The organism is Pseudomonas sp. JS425 (genome assembly GCF_018223845.1).
In the GTDB taxonomy this organism is placed as follows: domain Bacteria; phylum Pseudomonadota; class Gammaproteobacteria; order Pseudomonadales; family Pseudomonadaceae; genus Aquipseudomonas; species Aquipseudomonas asiatica.
Genome location: NZ_CP073661.1, coordinates 5,634,893 through 5,654,942 on the forward strand (window position 1 = coordinate 5,634,893; position 20,050 = coordinate 5,654,942).

18 protein-coding genes are annotated in these 20,050 nt (G+C 64.2%); 5 read left to right on the forward strand and 13 right to left on the reverse strand.

What is annotated here, in order from left to right; all coding sequences use genetic code 11:
- Nucleotides 1–98 precede the first annotated feature (98 nt).
- The gene (motB, locus tag KDB76_RS25955; RefSeq protein WP_013974445.1) at nt 99–1,112 is read right to left on the reverse strand and encodes a flagellar motor protein MotB; all 1,014 of its coding nucleotides are present in this window, start codon (nt 1,110–1,112) and stop codon (nt 99–101) included.
- A gap of 3 nt (nt 1,113–1,115) precedes the next feature.
- The gene (motA, locus tag KDB76_RS25960) at nt 1,116–1,967 is read right to left on the reverse strand and encodes a flagellar motor stator protein MotA (RefSeq protein ID WP_015272014.1); all 852 of its coding nucleotides are present in this window, start codon (nt 1,965–1,967) and stop codon (nt 1,116–1,118) included.
- Nucleotides 1,968–2,097: 130 nt separating this feature from the next.
- Here motA and KDB76_RS25965 point away from each other — a divergent pair, with 130 nt between their 5' ends.
- Genes KDB76_RS25965 through asd form a run of 3 tightly spaced genes read left to right on the forward strand, consistent with a single transcriptional unit; the run spans nt 2,098 to nt 5,360 of the window.
- On the forward strand, nt 2,098–3,633 hold the full coding sequence (locus tag KDB76_RS25965) for an HDOD domain-containing protein (protein ID WP_038410173.1): 1,536 nt from the start codon (nt 2,098–2,100) through the stop codon (nt 3,631–3,633).
- 44 nt (nt 3,634–3,677) lie between these two features.
- Nucleotides 3,678–4,487 (forward strand): rhodanese-like domain-containing protein, encoded by an 810-nt coding sequence (locus KDB76_RS25970; protein WP_013974448.1) that lies wholly within the window; start codon nt 3,678–3,680, stop codon nt 4,485–4,487.
- A gap of 9 nt (nt 4,488–4,496) precedes the next feature.
- Nucleotides 4,497–5,360: an archaetidylserine decarboxylase gene (asd, locus tag KDB76_RS25975; protein WP_013974449.1), complete on the forward strand. Its 864-nt coding sequence runs from the start codon at nt 4,497–4,499 to the stop codon at nt 5,358–5,360.
- 131 nt (nt 5,361–5,491) lie between these two features.
- Here asd and serB read toward each other — a convergent pair whose 3' ends face one another.
- The gene (gene serB, locus KDB76_RS25980; protein WP_015272016.1) at nt 5,492–6,706 is read right to left on the reverse strand and encodes a phosphoserine phosphatase SerB; all 1,215 of its coding nucleotides are present in this window, start codon (nt 6,704–6,706) and stop codon (nt 5,492–5,494) included.
- A 135-nt stretch (nt 6,707–6,841) separates the two neighbouring features.
- Here serB and KDB76_RS25985 point away from each other — a divergent pair, with 135 nt between their 5' ends.
- Nucleotides 6,842–8,305, forward strand: coding sequence for an AhpA/YtjB family protein (locus KDB76_RS25985; RefSeq protein ID WP_038410174.1), 1,464 nt, complete (start codon nt 6,842–6,844; stop codon nt 8,303–8,305).
- Nucleotides 8,306–8,463: 158 nt separating this feature from the next.
- Here KDB76_RS25985 and KDB76_RS25990 read toward each other — a convergent pair whose 3' ends face one another.
- The 9 genes from KDB76_RS25990 to KDB76_RS26030 form a co-directional block, all read right to left on the reverse strand.
- Entirely contained in the window at nt 8,464–9,174 is a 711-nt protein-coding gene (locus KDB76_RS25990; RefSeq protein WP_031324184.1) for a PqiC family protein, read from the reverse strand.
- Nucleotides 9,175–9,346: 172 nt separating this feature from the next.
- Entirely contained in the window at nt 9,347–11,605 is a 2,259-nt protein-coding gene (gene parC / locus KDB76_RS25995; RefSeq protein WP_013974453.1) for a DNA topoisomerase IV subunit A, read from the reverse strand.
- A 10-nt stretch (nt 11,606–11,615) separates the two neighbouring features.
- The gene (locus KDB76_RS26000; protein WP_024087816.1) at nt 11,616–12,134 is read right to left on the reverse strand and encodes a TIGR02281 family clan AA aspartic protease; all 519 of its coding nucleotides are present in this window, start codon (nt 12,132–12,134) and stop codon (nt 11,616–11,618) included.
- The gene (locus tag KDB76_RS26005) at nt 12,131–13,117 is read right to left on the reverse strand and encodes an esterase-like activity of phytase family protein (protein WP_013974455.1); all 987 of its coding nucleotides are present in this window, start codon (nt 13,115–13,117) and stop codon (nt 12,131–12,133) included. The genes KDB76_RS26000 and KDB76_RS26005 overlap by 4 nt, the downstream gene beginning before the upstream one ends.
- Nucleotides 13,114–15,018, reverse strand: coding sequence for a DNA topoisomerase IV subunit B (gene parE, locus KDB76_RS26010; RefSeq protein WP_015272020.1), 1,905 nt, complete (start codon nt 15,016–15,018; stop codon nt 13,114–13,116). The genes KDB76_RS26005 and parE overlap by 4 nt, the downstream gene beginning before the upstream one ends.
- Before the next feature lie 35 nt (nt 15,019–15,053).
- Nucleotides 15,054–15,662 carry a YqiA/YcfP family alpha/beta fold hydrolase gene (locus tag KDB76_RS26015; RefSeq protein WP_003258136.1) on the reverse strand — a complete coding sequence of 203 codons (609 nt, stop codon included), beginning with the start codon at nt 15,660–15,662 and terminating at the stop codon, nt 15,054–15,056.
- A gap of 241 nt (nt 15,663–15,903) precedes the next feature.
- Nucleotides 15,904–16,704, reverse strand: coding sequence for a 3',5'-cyclic-AMP phosphodiesterase (gene cpdA / locus KDB76_RS26020; protein ID WP_023660488.1), 801 nt, complete (start codon nt 16,702–16,704; stop codon nt 15,904–15,906).
- Nucleotides 16,705–16,789: 85 nt separating this feature from the next.
- Complete coding sequence (locus KDB76_RS26025) at nt 16,790–17,242, reverse strand: DUF1249 domain-containing protein (protein WP_016501905.1); 453 nt, start codon at nt 17,240–17,242, stop codon at nt 16,790–16,792.
- Complete coding sequence (locus KDB76_RS26030) at nt 17,233–17,850, reverse strand: NUDIX domain-containing protein (protein ID WP_024087817.1); 618 nt, start codon at nt 17,848–17,850, stop codon at nt 17,233–17,235. The genes KDB76_RS26025 and KDB76_RS26030 overlap by 10 nt, the downstream gene beginning before the upstream one ends.
- 185 nt (nt 17,851–18,035) lie before the next feature.
- Here KDB76_RS26030 and KDB76_RS26035 point away from each other — a divergent pair, with 185 nt between their 5' ends.
- Nucleotides 18,036–18,782, forward strand: coding sequence for an RsiV family protein (locus KDB76_RS26035; protein WP_023660486.1), 747 nt, complete (start codon nt 18,036–18,038; stop codon nt 18,780–18,782).
- Here the strand turns inward: KDB76_RS26035 and cytX are convergent.
- Complete coding sequence (gene cytX, locus KDB76_RS26040) at nt 18,751–20,034, reverse strand: putative hydroxymethylpyrimidine transporter CytX (protein WP_038410175.1); 1,284 nt, start codon at nt 20,032–20,034, stop codon at nt 18,751–18,753. The two genes, KDB76_RS26035 and cytX, sit on opposite strands and share 32 nt — an antisense overlap.
- Nucleotides 20,035–20,050: the final 16 nt, after the last annotated feature.

Here is a 20,050-nt window from a genome sequence, read left to right on the forward strand (position 1 = left end):
AGATATCAGCATTAATGCAAATATTGCCGGGGCCGCGTTGCGGCCCTTTCGCGACACAAGGCCGCCCCCACAAGGGACCACGCAAGACGAAAAAGGGTTTACTGGTCCTTGGCCTCATCCATCTTCAGCGTCCCCTCTTCGAAGATGTTCAGCTTCTGGCGCAATTCACGCGGCTGCATGGGGGCCTGCCCGGCCTCCCCTGGCGCCGCCGGTGCCGCAGCGGCCGGCGGCGCGGGCTCGGCAGCCGGTGCTTCCGGCGCGCCCTGCTCGCCTTCGATATTGCGCTGGGCTTTTTTGGTCAGCACGATGATGTCGATGCGGCGGTTGACCGGGTTGAACGGGTCCTTGCGGTCGAACAGCGACGACGAGGCATAACCCACCACCCGCGCCACCTGGCCATCCGGGTAGCCGCCGGCCACCAGTGCACGGCGCGCGGCGTTGGCGCGGTTGGCCGACAATTCCCAGTTGCCGAACTCGCCACTGCCGGCATAGGGCTTGGCGTCGGTGTGGCCACTGATGCTGATCTTGTTCGGCACCGCCTTGATGGTGTCTGCCATCGCCAGCAGGATGTCCTCGAAGTACGGCTGCAGGCGCGCGCTGCCAATGTCGAACATCGGCCGGTTCTCGGCGTCCATGATCTGGATGCGCAGGCCGTCCTGGGTGATCTCGAACAGGATCTGGTCCTTGAACTTCTGCAGTTGCGGGTTCTCTTCCACCTTGTTCTGCAGTTCCTGCAGCAGCAACTCCAGACGCTCACGCTCGACCTGCTCGGCCATGGTCTCCACCTGGTCCTTGTCCAGCTGAATGCTGGTATCAGGCGTCGGCTCCGACTTGGCTTCGGGGTTGATGGTCTTTTCCGGCGCCAGCTGAGGCGAGCCGCCCAGGTCGATGACGTAGGGCGTTCCGCTTTCCGAGAAGCCGATCGGGTCCTTGAAGTAGCCGGCAATGGCGATCTTCTGTTCCGGGGTGGCCGTGGACAACAGCCACAGCACCAGGAAGAACGCCATCATCGCCGTGGCGAAGTCGGCGAAGGCGATTTTCCAGGCGCCGCCGTGGTGGCCGCCGCCAAAGCGCTTGACGCGCTTGACGATGATGGGCTGATTGTTCTCCATGACTCAGCGACCGCGAACCGCTTGTTCCAGTTCGGCGAAGCTTGGGCGGTGCTTGGGGTACAGCACCTTGCGCCCGAACTCGACCGCCAGCGAAGGCGGCATGCCCGAGGCCGAGGCCACCAGCGAAGCCTTGATCGATTCGTAGAGGTTCAGCTCTTCCTTGGCATCGTGCTCCAGGCACTTGGCCAACGGGCCGAAGAAGCCGTAGGCCGCCAGAATACCGAAGAAGGTACCCACCAGCGCCGCACCCACATGGAGGCCGATGGAGGCCTGGTCACCATCGCCGAGCGAGGCCATGGTCACCACGATACCCAGTACCGCCGCAACGATACCGAAGCCGGGCATGCCGTCGGCGATGCCGGTCACCGCATGGGACGGGTGCTCCAGTTCTTCCTTCATGCTCAGCAGTTCCATGTCGAACAGGCCCTCGAGTTCGTGCGGGGCCATGTTGCCGGTGGACATGATGCGCAGATAGTCGCAGACGAACGCGGTCATGCGCTCATCGGCCAGCACCGTCGGGTACTTGGCGAAGATCGGGCTGGCGGCGGCATCCTCGATATCGGCCTCGATGGCCATCATGCCTTCGCGCCGGCTCTTGTTGAGAATTTCGTACACCAGGCCCAGCACTTCCAGGTAGAAGGCGTGAGTGAAGCGCGAGCCGAACATCTTCATCGACTTCTTGATGACGTGCATGGTCATGTGGCCAGGGTTGGCCTGCAGGAATGCACCAAAGGCCGCACCGCCGATGATCAGTACTTCGAACGGCTGGATCAGTGCCGCGATCTTGCCGTGGGAAAGCACGTATCCGCCGAGCACGCTCGCGAATACGACGATGATGCCGATAATTTTAGCCATAGGTTCAAAGCACTTGCTGTCGTGGTCAGGGGAAGAGACGGGAGCTTTAAAACTCTTCTTCTACTTATCGGCAGAACTGCGCCAGACTATAGCCACTCAATGCGAAAAGCCAGTTCGGACTGATGTCAAAATGCCAATTGAAACCAAGGTGCCCGCTCAGGCTCCACGTACGCTAGAGGCCTGGGTAAAGCTGCTCGAGAGTGTTCGCATCCCCGTGCCGAAGCACAGCTACGACCGGGTCATGGCCGCCATCCACGATAACCGCCGCTCACTGCGCGATATCGCCGAACTGATGCAAGATAGCCCGGCGCTGGTGCTGTCGGTGATGCGCGAAGCCAATCACCCCACCAATGCCAGCCTGGCAGAGCCCGCCGAAAGCCTGGAAGTCGCCCTCAACCGCCTGGGCCTGGAGCGCAGCGAACAGCTGCTCAAGCGCCTGCCAGCAGTGCCCGTCGAAGAGATTCCGCCGGTACTGTGCCAGTTCCAGCTGATCAGCCAGCACGCCTCGCAGCAGGCCAGCGGCCTGTTCGCAAGCCGCCTGGCACGGCTGTGGCAGGAAATCCACTGGGGCAGCCTGTTGTTCCTGTCGCCACTCTGGCCGCTGGCGCTGGCCTACCCCAAGCTGCTCGATACCTGGGAGCTGCGGGTTATCCACAAGGGCGAAGACGCCGCCCATGTCGAGGAAGAACTGTTTGGCGTGCGCATCATGGAGCTGTGCCAGACCATGGCGGAGTACTGGCGCCTGCCACAATGGGTGACCCAGGGTTACCGCCTGCTGCTGGAAGAGCGCGAACAACTGGCCCAGGTGCTCAGTATCGCCCGCGACCCGGACCTGCTCAGCCAGCAACACCGCCTGGACGCCGAGCCTGGCCTGCGCCGCTGGTTCAACCAGCCGGCCAACACCGTGCTGCTGGCAAACAACCTGGCCCTGGCGGCACAAGTGGGCTGGGACAACCCGCACCTGTTGCGCTGGCAGCTGCTGACCGCACTGTACCTGCAGACCTCGCTGGACGACGTGCAGCAGCAGGTGCACCAGCAGGCTGCGGCCAGCGCCCGCCGCCATGCCCAGCATGCCTTGTTCCACCCGGCCGAAGCGCTGATCTGGCCCTGGCACCAGCGCCGTCCGCACCCAGACATGCTGGCTCCGCCACCTCCCACAAGCGACGAACTGGCGCGCTGGCGCAAGCTGTGCCAAGACCTTCTGGCCCAGCCCAGCCCGTTCACCAACAGCGTGCACCTGGCCACGCAGGTTATCGAGGCCCTTCTGGCCTCTGGCATGCAGCGGATACTGCTGCTGAGCCTGGACAAGGCCAACGACCAGCTGCGCGTGCAGCAGATGGCCGGCCTGCCCAAGGAAGCCGGGGCGCTGGTACTGCCGGTGGCGCAGAACAAACTGCTGCAAAAGCTGCTGGCCAAGGCCGGGCAATTGCGTATCACCCCGGAAAACCACAGCCAGTTCTCGGCCCTGCTGCCGGCCCCGCTGCGTGCCTTGTTCCGCAGCGAGCACGTGCTGCTACGCTCGCTGGCGGTGACGGACCAGGTGCTGATGCTGATGGTGGCAGACCAGGGCTGCCGGCCGCTGGCCGATATCAGCGTGCAAGCCTTCGGCAAGACCGCACAGTGCACCGAACGGGCGCTGTTGGTGTTTGCCAACCGCAAGGCCTGAGCCTTGCGCTACAATCGCCCCTCTTTCCACACTGGAGACCGTGGATGACTGACTTTTCCGGCCTGCCCCTGGTGATCGAAGCCGCGGACCTGCTGCCGCGCCTGGATTCGCCACAGCTGATCCTGATCGACCTGAGCAGCGCCAACCGCTATGTCAGCGGGCATATCCCCGGCGCACGCTTTGTCGAAGGCAAGCGTACCCAGCTCGGCCAGCCCCCCGCGCCCGGCCTGCTGCCGGCCCTGGGCGAACTGGAAAAACTGTTCAGCGAACTCGGCCACCGTGACGATGCCGTGTATGTGGTGTATGACGATGAGGGCGGCGGCTGGGCCGGGCGCTTCATCTGGTTGCTCGACGTGATCGGCCATAAGCGTTACCACTATCTCAATGGCGGCATCCAGGCCTGGCCCGCCGACAAGCTCTCCACAGAAGTGCCCGCCAGCGGCAATGCGCCGGTGCACCTGCGCATCGACACTTCGCCAACCGCCACCCGCGAGTACCTGCAAAGCCGCCTGGGCGCCGACGACCTGGTCATCTGGGACGCCCGTGGCCCGCAGGAATTCAGCGGCGAGAAAGTACTGGCAGCCAAGGGCGGCCACATCCCCGGCGCGATCAACTTCGAGTGGACCGCCGGCATGGACCTCAACGACCACCTGCGCATTCGCCAGGACATCGCCGAAGTCCTGAAGAACCTGGGCATCACCCCCGACAAGGAAGTGATCACCCACTGCCAGACCCACCGCCGCTCCGGTTTCACCTACCTGGTGGCCAAGGCCCTTGGATACCCGCGCGTCAAGGCCTACGCCGGCTCGTGGAGCGAATGGGGCAACCACCCGGACACGCCTGTAGAAGTCTAAGGAACCTGCATGAAATCCCGTTTGTTCATCATCAGCCAGTACCTGCTGCCGCACCACTTACTGTCGCGGCTGGCCGGCTGCATAGCCGAGTGCCGCGTGCGCTGGTTCAAGAACGCCTTCACCGCCTGGTTCGCCAAGCGTTACCAGGTCAACATGAGCGAAGCGCTGGTCGAGGACCTGAGCGCATACGAGCACTTCAATGCATTCTTCACCCGTGCCCTGAAGCCGGGTGCCCGCCCGCTGGACGAGACCCCGGGCGCCATCCTTTGCCCGGCCGACGGTGCCGTCAGCCAGCTTGGCCCGATCGAGCACGGCCGCATCTTCCAGGCCAAGGGCCACGGTTTCAGCGCGCAGGAGCTGCTTGGCGGTGACCCGGCCATGGCCGCGCCGTTCATGGGCGGCGAGTTCGCCACCATCTACCTGTCGCCCAAGGACTACCACCGCGTGCACATGCCGCTGGCCGGTACCCTGCGTGAAATGGTCTACGTGCCGGGCCGCCTGTTCTCGGTCAACCAGACCACCGCAGAGAACGTCCCCGAGCTGTTCGCCCGCAACGAGCGCGTGGTCTGCCTGTTCGATACCGAGCGCGGGCCGATGGCCGTGGTGCTGGTGGGCGCGATGATCGTCGCTTCGATCGAAACCGTGTGGGCCGGGCTGGTGACGCCACCCAAGCGTGAACTGAAGACCTTCCGCTACGACGAAGCCAGCCGCGCGCCGATCCACCTGGAGAAAGGTGCCGAACTAGGCCGCTTCAAGCTGGGGTCGACTGCCATCGTGCTGTTCGGGCCGGAGCAGGTGAAGTGGGCGGAGAACCTGGGTGCGGGTTCAGCGGTGCGCATGGGGCAGCAGTTGGCGGCGCCTGTGCAGGCTTGATTGCCTGATGGAACCTGGGGCCGCTTTGCGGCCCTTTCGCGACACAAGTCCGCTCCTACAGGAGATATGCGATTCCCTGTAGGAGCGGCCTTGTGTCGCGATGGGCTGCGAAGCAGCCCCGGATTGTCGAGTCAGCCGCGCGCGTCGCGGTCGCGCAGGCCCAGCAGATACAACACTCCATCCAATCCCAGGGTAGAAATCGCCTGCTTGGCCGACTGGCGCACCAGCGGCTTGGCGCGGAACGCCACACCCAGGCCGGCCAGCGACAGCATCGGTAGGTCGTTGGCACCGTCACCCACGGCAATGGTCTGCTCCAGCTGCAAGCCTTCTTCGCTGGCCAGCTTCTGCAGCAGCTCGGCCTTGCGCTGGGCATCAACGATCGGCTCCACAGCCACGCCGGTCACCTTGCCATCGACCACTTCCAGCTCGTTGGCGAACACATAGTCGATGCCCAGACGCGCCTGCACCTGGCGAGCAAAGTAAGTGAAGCCACCGGACAGGATCGCGGTCTTGTAACCCAGGCGCTTGAGCTCGGCAAACAGGTTCTCGGCACCTTCGGTCAGACGCAGCGACGCCCCGATCTCATCCAACACGCCCACATCCAGGCCCTTGAGCAGCGCCATGCGCTCCTTGAAGCTGGCGCGGAAGTCCAGCTCGCCGCGCATGGCGCGCTCGGTGATGGCGGCAACCTGCTCACCCACGCCAGCGGCCTTTGCCAGTTCGTCAATGACCTCGGCTTCGATCAGCGTCGAATCCATGTCGAAGACCGCCAGGCGACGGTTGCGGCGGAACAGGTCGTCCTTCTGGAAGGCAATGTCGATGCTCAGCTCTTCGGCCAGGGCGAAGAAGTCGGCACGCAGAGCCTCGGCATCGCTCGGCACGCCGCGCACAGAGATCTCGATGGCCGCCTTGCCCTTGTCGGTCTCGGCATCCAGCGCCACACGGGCCGACAGGCGCTCGATGCGCTCGATGGTCAGGCCGTACCGGCTGATCACCGCACTCACCCGCTGCAGTTGCTCTGGAGTGATCTTGCGGCTGAGCAAGGTGACGATGTGGCGCGCCTCGCCCTGGCCATCGGCCCAGTGCTGGTAGTCCGCCTCGGAAATCGGCGTGTAGCGGGCCTGCAGGTTCAGCTCGTGGGCCTTGGCCTGCACGCTCTGCAGCAGGGAGGTGGCCACTTCGTTGTCCGGGATATCGACCAGGATGCCGAACGACAAGGTACCGTGCATGACTGCCAGGCCAATGTCGAGGATGCTCACACCGCCCTGCAGCAGGACGCCGGTGATAGCCGCAGTGAGACCGGGACGGTCCTCACCGGTGATGTTGATCAGGACGATTTCGCGCACAACCTGGCTCCGACTTCGATGAAAAATGCGCATTCTACCGATTTTCCGTGACCGTCGGGCGCCAACGATACTTTGCCGACAAAACCCGGCTCGCTATACTGCCCCACACTTTCATGCCATTAAGAGCCGAGCTCAGTGAACCGGCCCACGCCCGTCAAAGCAGACAACTTCTTCCTGATGATCTATCGCGCCCTGAGTCAACGTCGCGTGCCGCTGGCACTACGCATCGCCTGCACCAACATTTTCCTGGTGGCGCTGGCGTTGGTGATCTACGCCTGCGTGATGGGCCTGCAGTTCAAGCAGGCCATGCACGAGCAGGCCGATGCTCTGGGCCAGAGCCTGACCACCCAGACCGCCACCTCGGCGACCGAGTTGCTGGTGGCCAACGACATCCTCAGCCTCAACGTTCTGCTCGGCAACCTGGTGAAAAACCCACTGGTGGCCCATGCGGCGATCTACAGCGTGGACAACCGCATCCTCGCGGAAGCCGGCCAGCGCCCGCGCAACAGCCTGCTGGGCGAGGCCGAAGGCCTGTACCAGACCAAGATCACCTTCCAGGACGTGACCGCCGGGCAACTGCGCATCAGCCTGGACATGAGCCAGTTCCAGCAGCCGATGCTGATCAGTCTGCAGAGCATGGGCATCCTTGCCGCCATCCTGCTGGTGTTGGCGCTGACCCTGAGCCTGCGCCAGGGCCGCTTCATCACCCTGCCGCTGCTGCAGCTGCGGGTGTGGCTGCGCGACCCGCAACCCTATACCCCGGCCACCGACCGCCAGGACGAGATCGGCGACATCGCCCGCCAGCTGCACGCGCGCCTGGCCCCGCCGCCGCCACCTGAGCCGGAGCCCGAAGAAGAAGAAGAAGAAGACGAGCAGTTCGACGACCTGCACGACTCTGCCCCGGCAGCCAAAGTCGCACCGCGCGCCAAGCTTGCCGCCCAGGCGGACGAGGATGACGATGAAGCCTTCGCCGGCCTGCTGGACGACGAAAGCGCGCCCAAGGCCGCCGTGGTCGAATCCGACGAGCCGCAGTACAGCGCCGTGCTTGCCGTGCAACTGGGCTCGCAGGAGCAGCTGCGTCGCCTGCCGCGCACGCGCCTGACCGAACTGACCGAGCGCTACCGCGATTGCCTGGAACATGCAGCCTCACTCTACGACGGTGAAACTCACACGCTCAACGACGGCAGCACCTTGGTGCTGTTCCACAGCCGCGACTGCGGCGAGGACTACCTGACCAACGCCATCTGCTGCGGCGAGTTGTTGCGCGCCTTGGGCCATGCCCTGCAGATCGAGGTAGCGGACAGCGGCATTACCCTGCAGCTGCAGCTGGGCCTTGCTCTGGGTAACGACCTGCAAGGGCTGGAGCTGGTAGACCTGCTGATGGCCGAAAAGGCCCAGGACGCTCTGGCACTGTCGCAGCACAGTCGCAACTTGTTGCTGGTAGAACGGCAGATCAGCGATGACACGCTGATTCGCCAGCGCGCCCGCATTCGCCCGATTGCCAGCCCCGAGGGTGCCTGCTGCGTGGAGCGCCTGATGGAACCCTACCCGTCGATGCTGGAGCGTCAGCTGGCGCGGATGCACGAACGCCGGGCCTGATACCGGGCTGGCTTCTTCGCGGGTAAACCCGCTCCCACAGGGCCTGCACCAACCTGTGGGAGCGGGTTCACCCGCGAGAGACCAGCACATACAGTACAAAAACTGCAGATACGAAAAAGCCCGCAATGATGCGGGCTTTTTCGTATCTGGCAGTTAGATCAGAACCGGTAGACTTCCATATCGGTTCGAATCGGCGCAGCCATCGGGATCTTGGATTTCTCAGGCGTCTTCTTCACCTGCACCGGAGCAGCCGATTTTTTAGGCGACTCTTCGGCAATCGCCGGCTGGTTAGCCAGAGGCTTGACCGCTGTGCTCAGCTGTTCGGCCAGTTTCTGAAGCAACTGGCCCTGGGCCTGCACCTGCGACGCCTCGCTGCCCGCGTGTGGCTGTTCGAGGTGAACGATGCGGTTGTCACGCACATGGCCACGGCGGTCCAACAGGCGCCACTGGGCATCCAGGACGGCCGGCTGGTCCTTGCCCGAGTCCAGGCGAGTGATCGACAGCAGCACTTGTACATCCGGGTTGAACCCGGCAGCCGCCGGGGCCAGCACCACGCGCTGGCTGTCCAGGCGCCAGGCGAGCTGGCGCACCAGCAGCTGGTCGATATCCGACGAAAGGCTGCCGGCCCAACGACCGTCGGTCGCCGAACTCAGGCTGCCATCGGCCTGACGCTGCAGGAACGTCTCACGTTGCAGGTAATCGGCAACCGATACCGGACCGAGCACCACGGCCATGCCCGCACTCTGCGAAGGCTGGCCAGGATCACCACTGTCGAGCTGGTACAGGGCAACCGGCTGATGCATGGTGCACCCGCCAAGGCCCAGCAGGCCAGTCATCAACAGCGCAAATGGAAGGCGCAGAAATTTCATCATCCCATCCAGGCGGTCGCCAAAAGGCCAACCGCAGTGATACACATAAATTCAAACGGGCACACGGCCACGCCGGCACCGCAAGGGCCATATCATCCGCGAAATAACCGTCCGACTCCAGCATTTCTGCCCGGAACGACGCTGAAATTGCCGCTCCAGACATTTCAACCGCTTACGCCGGCACTTCCACCTGCAACCCATCGACCCGCTGGAACCCGCGTGGCAGCTTGCTGCCGCGCCGTCCGCGCTCGCCCTTGTAATGCTCCAGGTCGTCCGCTTTCAGAGATAGGGTACGCTTGCCGGCTTGCAATACAAGCGTCGCGCCATCTGCTATCACGGCCAGATCGGTAACAAATTCTTCACGGCTCGCCACCCGGTCGCCCGGCACCCCGATAATCTTGTTGCCCTTGCCTTTGCCCAACTGAGGCAGGTCGCTGACCTTGAATACCAGCAGACGGCCTTCGGTGGTAACCGCCGCCAGCCAGTCCTGCTCGCGGTTGGCCACCGGGCGCGGGGTCATGACCTTGGCACCGTTGGGCAGGCTGAGCAAGCCCTTGCCGGCCTTGTTCTTGGCCTGCAGGTCTTCACCCTTGACCACGAAGCCATAGCCAGCGTCCGAAGCCACCACGTACAGTGCATCGTCGTCCGGCAACAGCACACACTCGAAGGTGGCCCCCGGTGGTGGCGTCAGGCGGCCGGTCAGTGGTTCGCCCTGACCACGCGCCGACGGCAGGCTGTGGGCGGCTAGCGAGTAACTGCGGCCAGTAGAATCGATGAGCACGGCAAACTGGTTTGAGCGCCCGGCAGCAGCGGCCTTGAAGCCATCGCCGGCCTTGTACGACAGGCCGGTGGCATCAATGTCGTGACCCTTGGCGCAGCGCACCCAGCCCTTCTCCGAGAGCACCACGGTGACCGGCTCGGTCGGCATCAGCTCGTTTTCCGACAGCGCCTTGGCCTCGGCACGCTCGACGATCGGCGAGCGGCGGTCGTCGCCATAGGTTTCAGCATCCTTGATCAGCTCGCTGCGTACCAGCTTGCGCAGCTTGGCATCGCTGCCCAGCAGGGCGAGCAGCTTGGCCTGCTCCTTCAGCAATTCATCCTGCTCGCCGCGGATCTTCATCTCTTCCAGGCGTGCCAGCTGCCGCAGGCGGGTCTCGAGAATGTAGTCGGCCTGGATTTCGGTCAGGTCGAAACGGGCGATCAGGGCCTGCTTGGGCTGGTCTTCGGTACGGATGATGTGGATAACTTCATCCAGGTTGAGGAACGCGGTCAGCAAGCCTTCCAACAGGTGCAGGCGCTTCTCCACCTTGTCCAGGCGGTGCTGCAGGCGACGACGGACGGTAGCGGTACGGAACTCCAGCCATTCCAGCAGCAGCGCTCGCAGGTTCTTCAGCTGTGGCCGGCCGTCCAGGCCGATGATATTGACGTTGACCCGGTAGCTGCTCTCCAGGTCGGTCGTGGCAAACAGGTGCTGCATCAGCTCATCGGCATCCACACGGTTGGAGCGCGGGATGATGACGATGCGGCACGGGTTCTCGTGGTCCGACTCGTCACGCAGGTCGGCGACCATGGGCAGCTTCTTGGCCTGCATCTGCGCAGCGATCTGCTCCAGCACCTTGGCCCCGGAGACCTGGTGCGGCAGCGCGGTGACGACAATGTCGCCATCCTCGACGCGGTAGACGGCGCGCATACGGATGGAGCCGCGGCCGCTTTCGTACATCTTGAGGATTTCTGACCGCGGCGTGACGATCTCGGCCTCGGTCGGGTAGTCCGGCCCCTGGATGTGCTCGCACAGCTGCTCGATGGTGGCCTTGGGCTCGTCGAGCAGGCGCACACAGGCCGTGGCCACTTCACGCAGGTTGTGCGGCGGTACGTCAGTGGCCATGCCAACGGCGATACCAGTGGTGCCGTTGAGCAGGATGTTGGGCAGGCGCGCAGGCAGCACGGCCGGCTCCTGCAGGGTGCCGTCGAAGTTTGGCACCCAGTCCACGGTGCCCTGGCCGACTTCGCTGAGCAGCACTTCGGCGTAGCGCGAAAGACGCGCTTCGGTATAACGCATGGCGGCGAACGACTTCGGATCGTCTGGCGCACCCCAGTTGCCCTGGCCGTCGACCAGGGTATAGCGGTAGCTGAACGGCTGGGCCATCAGCACCATGGCCTCGTAGCAGGCCGAGTCGCCGTGGGGGTGGAACTTGCCGAGCACGTCACCGACGGTACGCGCCGACTTCTTGTGCTTGGCATCGGCATCGAGCCCCAACTCGCTCATGGCGTAGACGATGCGTCGCTGCACCGGCTTCAGGCCATCGCCGATGTGCGGCAAGGCGCGGTCCATGATCACGTACATGGAGTAGTTGAGATAGGCCTGTTCGGTGAAGTCAGCCAGCGAGCGGCGTTCTACGCCATCCAGGCTGAGTTCCAGTGAGTCGCTCATGCGGGCCTCGTCATTTCAGGTTCTGGCGCAGCAGCATGGTGCCGCCGCGCTGGGTAAATTCAAGTTGTTTCAGGGCACTCATGCCCAGCAATACGGTCTGCCCGTCCAGGCCCGGCACCACGATGGCGCGCACGTCCTGCAGGCGGATATCCCCCAGCTGCAGGCTGGTCAGGCGCGTGCGGTAGCCTTCGGTACGGCCGTTGGCGGTACTGAGCTGCACCGGGCTGCCACGCTCCAGGCCCAGCTCGCGGCCCAGCGCCTCGGGGATGGCCACGTCGGTAGCACCTGTGTCGAGCATGAAATGCACCACCTGGCCGTTGATTGCGCCATCCATCACGAAGTGGCCCTGGCCGTTGCCCAGCAGGCGCACCTCGATAAAGCCTTCGCCATGCGCCGACTGCACCTGGGCATTGGGGTTGCGCTGGCTGTCTTCCCATTGGCCGAAAAAACGCGTGGCAAGGAACAGCGCCGCCGCCCAGGCGACGATCATCAATACCTTGCCAGCCCGCTTGCCCGGTGCCTGGCTCATGGCTTGGCGCTCCATCCGCCTTCCGGCGCATCGAAGCGCCAGACGATCGGGCGTGCTTCGCCATCGGCGCGGGCGCCGTTGTTGTTGTCCACGCCTATCCAGGCGCCCTTGGCATCGATCACCAGGGCCTCGGCCAGACCGAACGGCTGCTGGTAGCGACGCGACTCGACCAGGGCATCGGCAGCGAACGACCAGCAGCGCTCGACCATGCCGCTGTCGGTATCCCGACGACAGACGCGGTAGGCATTGCGTTCGAGAGTGAACAGCTTGCCTTCGAACCAGGCCAGGTCGGCGAAGTCGCGCGACAGTGCCTGGGCATTGGGCATCTGTGCCGGTTGCATTTCGACCCCGGCCTCGCTCAGCAACACGCAGCTGCGGCCGCAGGTCCACACCGACTGCTGGCGCTCGATAGCCACCAGGCCACGGCGCTCGCGCTCGGCGGCCAGCCACAGGCGGTCACCTGCCGGGTTGATCGCCAGACCTTCGAACAAGGCGTTGAAGTTCAGCAGCATGCCGCTGGCCCGGGCCTGACGAACCATGGCCGGGTCGATCTTCAACCAGTCCGCCTCGCCTTCCAGCGGCAGTTGCAGCACAGCGGCATGAGCTTCGCTGACCAGGTACAGGTTGCCCGCCTGGTCACAGCTGATACCTTCGAAATCCAGCTCGCCACCACGAATATACGACGCCGCCCAGTTGCGCGACTTAAGGCCCCACGGCAGGCCACTTTCCGGCACCGCTGGCGGGGTGAAAGTGAGCGGCTGCGCGCGCCAGGTCGGGTTTTGCTGGTCGAAGCGGTAGATGCGGTCGTCGTCGCGGTCGGATACGCCCCACAGCCCGCCCCGGCATTCCACCAGGCCAGACAGGTTGCCACCGCGCATGCCTTCGATCGGGTGCTCGGCGCTCAGCTTCAACTCTGGCCAGTTGCCCGCCAGGCTCGGCAGGGCAACCAGCGCCAGGCAGGCAGCCAGAAGCCGCCGAATCAAACCATGACCTCGGCCAGGTTGCCCTTGGTTTCCAGCCAGCTCTTGCGGTCGCCCGCGCGCTTCTTGGCCAGCAGCTTGTCCATCAGCTCGCAGGTGGCCTGCACGTCGTCCAGGGTCAGTTGCACCAGGCGCCGGGTATTCGGGTCCATGGTGGTCTCGCGCAGCTGTGGCGGGTTCATCTCGCCCAAGCCCTTGAAGCGGGTGACCTGTGGCTTGCCGCGCTTCTTCTCGGCCACCAGGCGATCGAGGATACCGTCACGCTCGGCCTCGTCGAGTGCGTAGTAGATTTCCTTGCCCAGGTCGATGCGGTACAGCGGCGGCATGGCCACGTACACATGCCCGGCCTCGACCAGGGCGCGGAAGTGCTGGACAAACAGTGCGCACAGCAACGTGGCGATGTGCAGGCCGTCGGAGTCGGCGTCGGCGAGGATGCAGATCTTGCCGTAGCGCAGCTGCGCAAGGTCGGTGGCCCCCGGGTCGACGCCAATGGCCACGGCGATGTTGTGCACTTCCTGGCTGGCCAGGACTTCGCCACCGTCCACTTCCCAAGTGTTGAGGATCTTGCCACGCAGCGGCAGGATCGCCTGGAATTCCTTGTCGCGAGCCTGCTTGGCCGAGCCACCGGCCGAGTCACCCTCGACCAGGAACAGTTCGGCGCGCATCGGGTCCTGGCCGGCGCAATCGGCCAGTTTGCCGGGAAGTGCCGGGCCCTGGGTTATGCGTTTGCGCTCGACCTTCTTGCTGGCCTTCAGGCGGCGCCCGGCGTTGCTGATGGCCAGCTCCGCCAGTTGCATGCCCAGCTCGGGGTGGGCGTTGAGCCACAGGCTGAACGCGTCCTTGACCACGCCGGAAACGAAGGCAGCCGCCTCGCGCGACGACAGGCGCTCTTTGGTCTGCCCGGAGAACTGCGGGTCCTGCATCTTCATCGACAGCACGAAGGTGATGCGCTCCCAGACGTCTTCCGGCGCCAGCTTCACACCGCGCGGCAGCAGGTTGCGGAACTCGCAGAATTCACGCATGGCATCCAGCAGGCCCTGGCGCAGGCCGTTGACATGGGTACCGCCCTGGGCGGTAGGGATCAGGTTGACGTAGCTTTCCTGGATGCTGTCGCCGCCTTCTGGCAGCCACAGCAAGGCCCAGTCCACCGCTTCCTTGTTACCGGCCAGGCTGCCGCAGAACGGCTCGTCGGGCAGGCGCTGGAACTCATTGACGGAATCGACCAGGTAGGAACGCAGGCCATCCTCATAGTGCCATTCGACTTTCTCGCCGCTGGCCTTGTCCTCGAAGCTGACCAGCAGGCCCGGGCACAGCACGGCCTTGGCCTTGAGCACATGCTTGAGGCGGCTGATGGAGAATTTCGGCGAATCGAAGTACTTGGGGTCGGGGCTGAAGTACACGCTGGTACCGGTGTTACGCTTGCCGACCGAGCCGACCACTTCCAGCTCGCTGGCCTTGAAGCCATCGGCGAAAGTCATCTGGTATTCGTTGCCGTCACGTTTTACGCGCACGCGCACCTGGGTCGACAGGGCGTTGACCACAGAGATGCCCACGCCGTGAAGGCCACCGGAGAACTGATAGTTCTTGTTGGAGAACTTGCCGCCGGCGTGCAGCTTGGTGAGGATCAGCTCGACCCCGGACACGCCCTCTTCCGGGTGGATGTCCACCGGCATGCCGCGGCCATCGTCGCTGACTTCCAGCGAGTGGTCGGCATGGAGTATGACCTGTACCGAACGGGCATGACCGGCCAGGGCTTCGTCGACACTGTTGTCGATGACTTCCTGGGCCAGGTGGTTGGGGCGGCTGGTATCGGTGTACATGCCCGGCCGCTTGCGGACCGGGTCAAGGCCCGAGAGGACTTCGATGGCGTCTGCGTTATAGGCGCTAGCGCTGGGAGTGGCCATAGGGTCTCGTCGTCAGTCTGGTGAATGCAAAAAAGTCAAAATACAGAAAAATCGAGCGCTGCGTACTGCCCACGGGCAATGCCGGCGAAGGCCAGCAGTGCCGGCAGGCGCTCGGCGAAGCCCTGGAAGCTGTGGTCGCCACCGGCCTGGATGCGCAGGGCACAAGCACGGTAATAGCGCTCGGCATGGCGATAGTCCAGGGTTTCATCGGCGGTCTGCAGCCACACTTGATAGCGGCTGGCATCCACCGGGGCTGGTACCTCAAGCTCGGCCAGGGCCTGCACATGATCGTGGGTCAGCTCCCACGCTTCACCGGTGTAGTGATTGTGCTGGGTGCCCAGGTAGCCGTCGAAATGCTTGTGCGGTGTTACCGCCGGGTTCACCAGCAAGGCCTTGAGGCCGTGGCGCTCGGCCAGATAGGTGGCATAGTAGCCGCCGAGCGAACTACCTACCAACAATGGTGCGCCCAGTTCGGCGATGGCCGCTTCGAGCTGGGCGATGGCCTGCCGTGGGTGGTGGTGCAAGGCGGGCACCCGCAGTTGGGCCGACAGGCCCAGTTGCTGCATCACGGCCTCGAGTTGGCGCGCCTTGGTCGAAAGTGGCGAGCTGTTGAAGCCATGGATATAGAGGATGGAACCCGACATGCTGCCCCCGGAATCTGTGGCTTCGCGCCCGGTGATATGGGCGCAGGGACGCGCAGTGTAGCGCGTTCGCCGGGTTTTGGCGCCGCACAGGGGTTTTAGCAACAAATTCTTCAACAGCTTTGAGAGTGCCGGGGGCGCTTTGCGCCCCTATCGCGACACAAGGCCGCTCCCACAGGAGATCGCGTACCCCTGTGGGAGCGGCCTTGTGTCGCGATAGGGCTGCGCAGCGGCCCCAAAACCCTCAATAACCAGGGCTATCGAAGTCGAGCTTCACTTCGAAGTCCAGCGCCCGCTCCACCCCGGTCTCCAACCGCCCGTCGGCGTGGAGGAGCAGCCAGCGGTATCCAGGCTGCTCCTCGCTCACCTTGAAATCCTCGCTGCGCGCCGCGAACTGGATGCAGGTCGACGGAGTGGCCAGCAGGCGACGACCGTCGCGCACTTCATCCCATTCCTGGTGCACATGCCCCCACAGCAGCGCCCGTACCTGTGGGTACCCCTCGACGATATCGAACAGCGCCTGGGCATTGCGCAAGCCGATCGGCGCAATCCAGGCACAGCCGATATCCACCGGCTGATGGTGGAAGCACACCAGGCAATGCCGTTCACCCGCCTCTCGCAAGGCCGTTTCCAGCACTGCCAGCTGGTCATCCTCCAGCAGCCCATGCGTCGCCCCGGGTACGGCCGTGTTGAGCATGACGATGCGCCACGCACCGATATCGGTCACCGCCTGTACCAACTCCGGTGCCACTTGCGCCATGACTCGGGCCTCGTCATGGTTGCCAGGCAACCAGCGGGTGGGCGCGGCAAACGGTGCGGTCAGCTCACGGAACGCTTCATAGGACGCCACGCTGGCGTCCTGGGACAGGTCGCCAGTGCACAGCAGCAGGTCGACAAGCGGTTGCTCCCGCCGCATCTGGGCCACTACATGGCGCAGGCTGTCACGGGTCTTGAGGCCCAGCATGCTGCCGGCCGGGTCGGCGAACAGGTGGGCATCGGTCAGTTGCACCACATGCACGGGGCGCGATTGGTCTGGCTGCGGCAACGGCCGTCTCCTCGAACGGATTCAGCGCGAATTATGGCTGTACAACGGGTGCGAGCAAACACCCGTACCCAAACCACGTCACAATTCAGCGAACGCTTGCCAGCTCGTGGCCACAGGCCAGGCAATGGCTCAGCCATTCACCGAGAAACAGGTTGAGCTGGGCCTTTTCGTCCGGCTGGTGCATGGCCTCGTTCGGATACGGGTAGATGCTGCGCAGGCGCCGGGTGTGTTCGGCACTGACCACTTCGGCCATGCGCGCATCGTGGTACACCTGCACTTCCAGGTGCGGTACCGGCAACCACGGCAGGCTGTGCTCCTGGCGCACGTGCAGGGTGGTGGTGTACGGGCAGGCCAGCACCACGTCGAGCACCAGCACGCCGAGCATCTGGTCGCCCTGGGTCATGCCGATGCGGCGCGAGCTCTGGGTGGTGCGCATGTCGGGCAACAGGCGCATCAGCCGGGCGTAGTTGGCCTCGCAGGCTGCCTGCAGCCCGACCAGGTCGACCCGATAACGCTCGCGCAGCAGGTTCACTTCCACATACCTCGTACTTCATCACGGTTCAGCGCCAGCCATTGCAGGCCGATGATGGTCGCCGCGTTGCAGATGCGCCCGTCGCGCACCGCCTGCATGGCATCCTCGAACGACCACACGCGCACGCGAATGTCCTCGCCCTCTTCTTCCAGGCCATGCAGGCCGCCCGCCCCTTCACTGCTGCAACGGCCGAGGAACAGGTGAACGTACTCGTCACTGCCACCGGGCGACGGGAAGTAACGGGTCATCGGCCACAGGGCGCTAAAGGCCAGGCCGGCTTCTTCTTCGGCTTCGCGGTGGGCGACTTCCTCGGGTTGCTCGTCCTTGTCGATCAGCCCGGCCACCATCTCGATCAGCCAGGGGTTGTCGACCTTGCCCAGTGCACCAACGCGGAACTGCTCGATCAGCACCACTTCATCGCGCAACGGGTCGTACGGCAGCACGCACACCGCATCATGGCGCACGAACAGTTCACGGCTGATCTCGCGGCCCATGCCCCCGGCAAACAACTCGTGGCGCAGGCGTAGCTTGTCGAGCTTGTAAAAGCCCTGGAAGCAGTTGGCCCGCTCAATGATTTCGAAGCCCTTGGGCACTGAGTTCAACGCGTCTGACATGGAAATCCTCATTACCTCGAATACCGCATCGCGCCATCCTACTCTGCACGCCTGCCGGTTTCACCCCTTTCCGGCAACCGTTCGCGCACTCGGGACAGCGCGCCTTCTCTCTGTTAGCTTAGTGGCGAACTGAAGGCCGCGCAGACGGTCAAAGGCCGACTTTTCCCTGTTCTGCAAGGATCCTCATGACACTTGTCAAACTGACTTCCGTGGCTGTGCTGGCCCTGGCCCTGGGTGCCTGCCAAAGCCTGTTCACGCCTAACTACCGGGCGCCGCTCGAGGTCAAGCGTGATGCCTGGGAGCATGTCAAACCCGGCTGCAGCGAAAGCGACTGCCCGCTGGTGAACATCGACATGATCCACTTCCCGGCCTTGCCCAAGCTCGATGGCATCGTCGAGAAACGCCTGCTGCAACTGACCGAAGACAACCAGCGCGGCAACGCACCGACCACCCTGCAAGCCTACGAGCAGCAGTACCTGGCCAGTGCCGACAAGCGCAACAGCAGCTACCTGCAGGCCAAGGTACGCGAGCAGCATGACGGACTGGTGATCATCGAATTGTCCAGCTACCTGGACAGCGGCGGCGCTCATGGCATGCCCGGGCGTGGTTTCATCAACTATTCGCGCAAGCTGGACAAGGTGCTGACCCTGCAGGACATGCTGGTGCCCGGCCAGGAAGACACCTTCTGGAAAACCGTCGAGGAATCGCACCACGCCTGGCTGATCAGCGTAGGCATGGACAAGGATGCCGAGTTCATCAAGACCTGGCCGTTCAAGCAGTCGCCGCACGTCGCCCTGACGTACGGCGCGGTGGTGGTCAAGTACGAGGTCTATTCCATCGCGCCCTACTCCATGGGCCACGTGGAGTTGAAGATCCCGTACCCACGCCTGAATGGCGTGCTCAAGCCCGAGCTGTTTCCCGGCCGCGGCTGAAGCTCAGCAGCCCGTGCAGTAGCCCTGCCAGCAGCAATGCCGGCAGGGTCGCGCCCAGGTTCGGCGCTTGCGCGGCGATCAGATGGTACGTGGCAACGCCCACCGCCCAGGCCAGCAGTGCCTGCCAGTGCAAGCCATGCACCTGTGCTGGCAAGCGGCGGCGACGGATCACGTAATGGTCCATCAATACCACACCGAACAGCGGTGCAAACACCGAGCCGATCAGCAGCAGGAAGTTCTCGTACTGTGCCAGTGGCGCCAGCAAGGCGATCAGTGTGCACAGCACGCCAATGGCCAGCGCCAGGTGCTCGACCTTCAGGCGCACCAGCACGCCGGTGGAAACGGCTGCCGAGTGAATGTCGGCAAAAGCCTTTTCCGACTCGTCCAGCAGAATCAGCAGCAGTGGAATGCCCATGCCGGCGCCCGCGAGGGCCAGCAGCAGGGCGTTGGCTTCGCCACTGCCGGCGAAGGCCAAGGTGTAGCCCACGCCCAGGCTCATCAGCCAGGTGTTGCCGATGAAGTAGCCCACCACCGTACCGCCGAATACATGTTTGCCGTTACGGGCAAAGCGCGAGTAATCCGCGATCAGCGGCAACCAGGACAGCGGCATGGCGATGGCGATGTCGAAACCCACAGCCAGCGACATCGATCCGTCGCCGGCCCGGTTCCACAGTGCCGCAAGGTCGGCCTTGGCGAACAGGTTCCAGGTCAGCCAAAGGCAAGCGCCCAGCAGCAGCCAGATACCCCAAGTGCGTAGCACCTTGCGCACGAACGCCAGCGGCCCACCGACTGCGAGCAAGGTGGCCAGGGCGCCGAAGCATAGGGTCCAGAGCACAGGGCTGTTCCAGGCGCTGGCTTCGCCGAACGCCCGCGCACCCAGCAGGCTGGCGGCATCGCGCATCACGATGATCTCGAACGCGCCCCAGCCCACCAGTTGCAACAGGTTGAGCAGCGCCGGCAAGCGAGCGCCATGGCCACCCAGGCTCAGTTTCAGCGTGCCCATGGCCGACAGGCCGGTATCGCTGCCGATGACACCGGCAGCCCCCAGCAGCAGCACACCCACACCGGTGCCCAGGGCGATAGCCAGCACCGCGCCGGCAAGGCCCAGGCCAGGGGCCAGCATGGCGCCGACCTGCAGCACCATCAGGCCGATGCCGAGGGAGAACCATAGCGAGAACAGGTCGCGGGCGCCGAAGATGCGCTGGGCGGTGGGGACCGGGTGGTCGGGGGAAAATTGGCTGGGTGATGTCATGGTTGGCGCTCGCCGG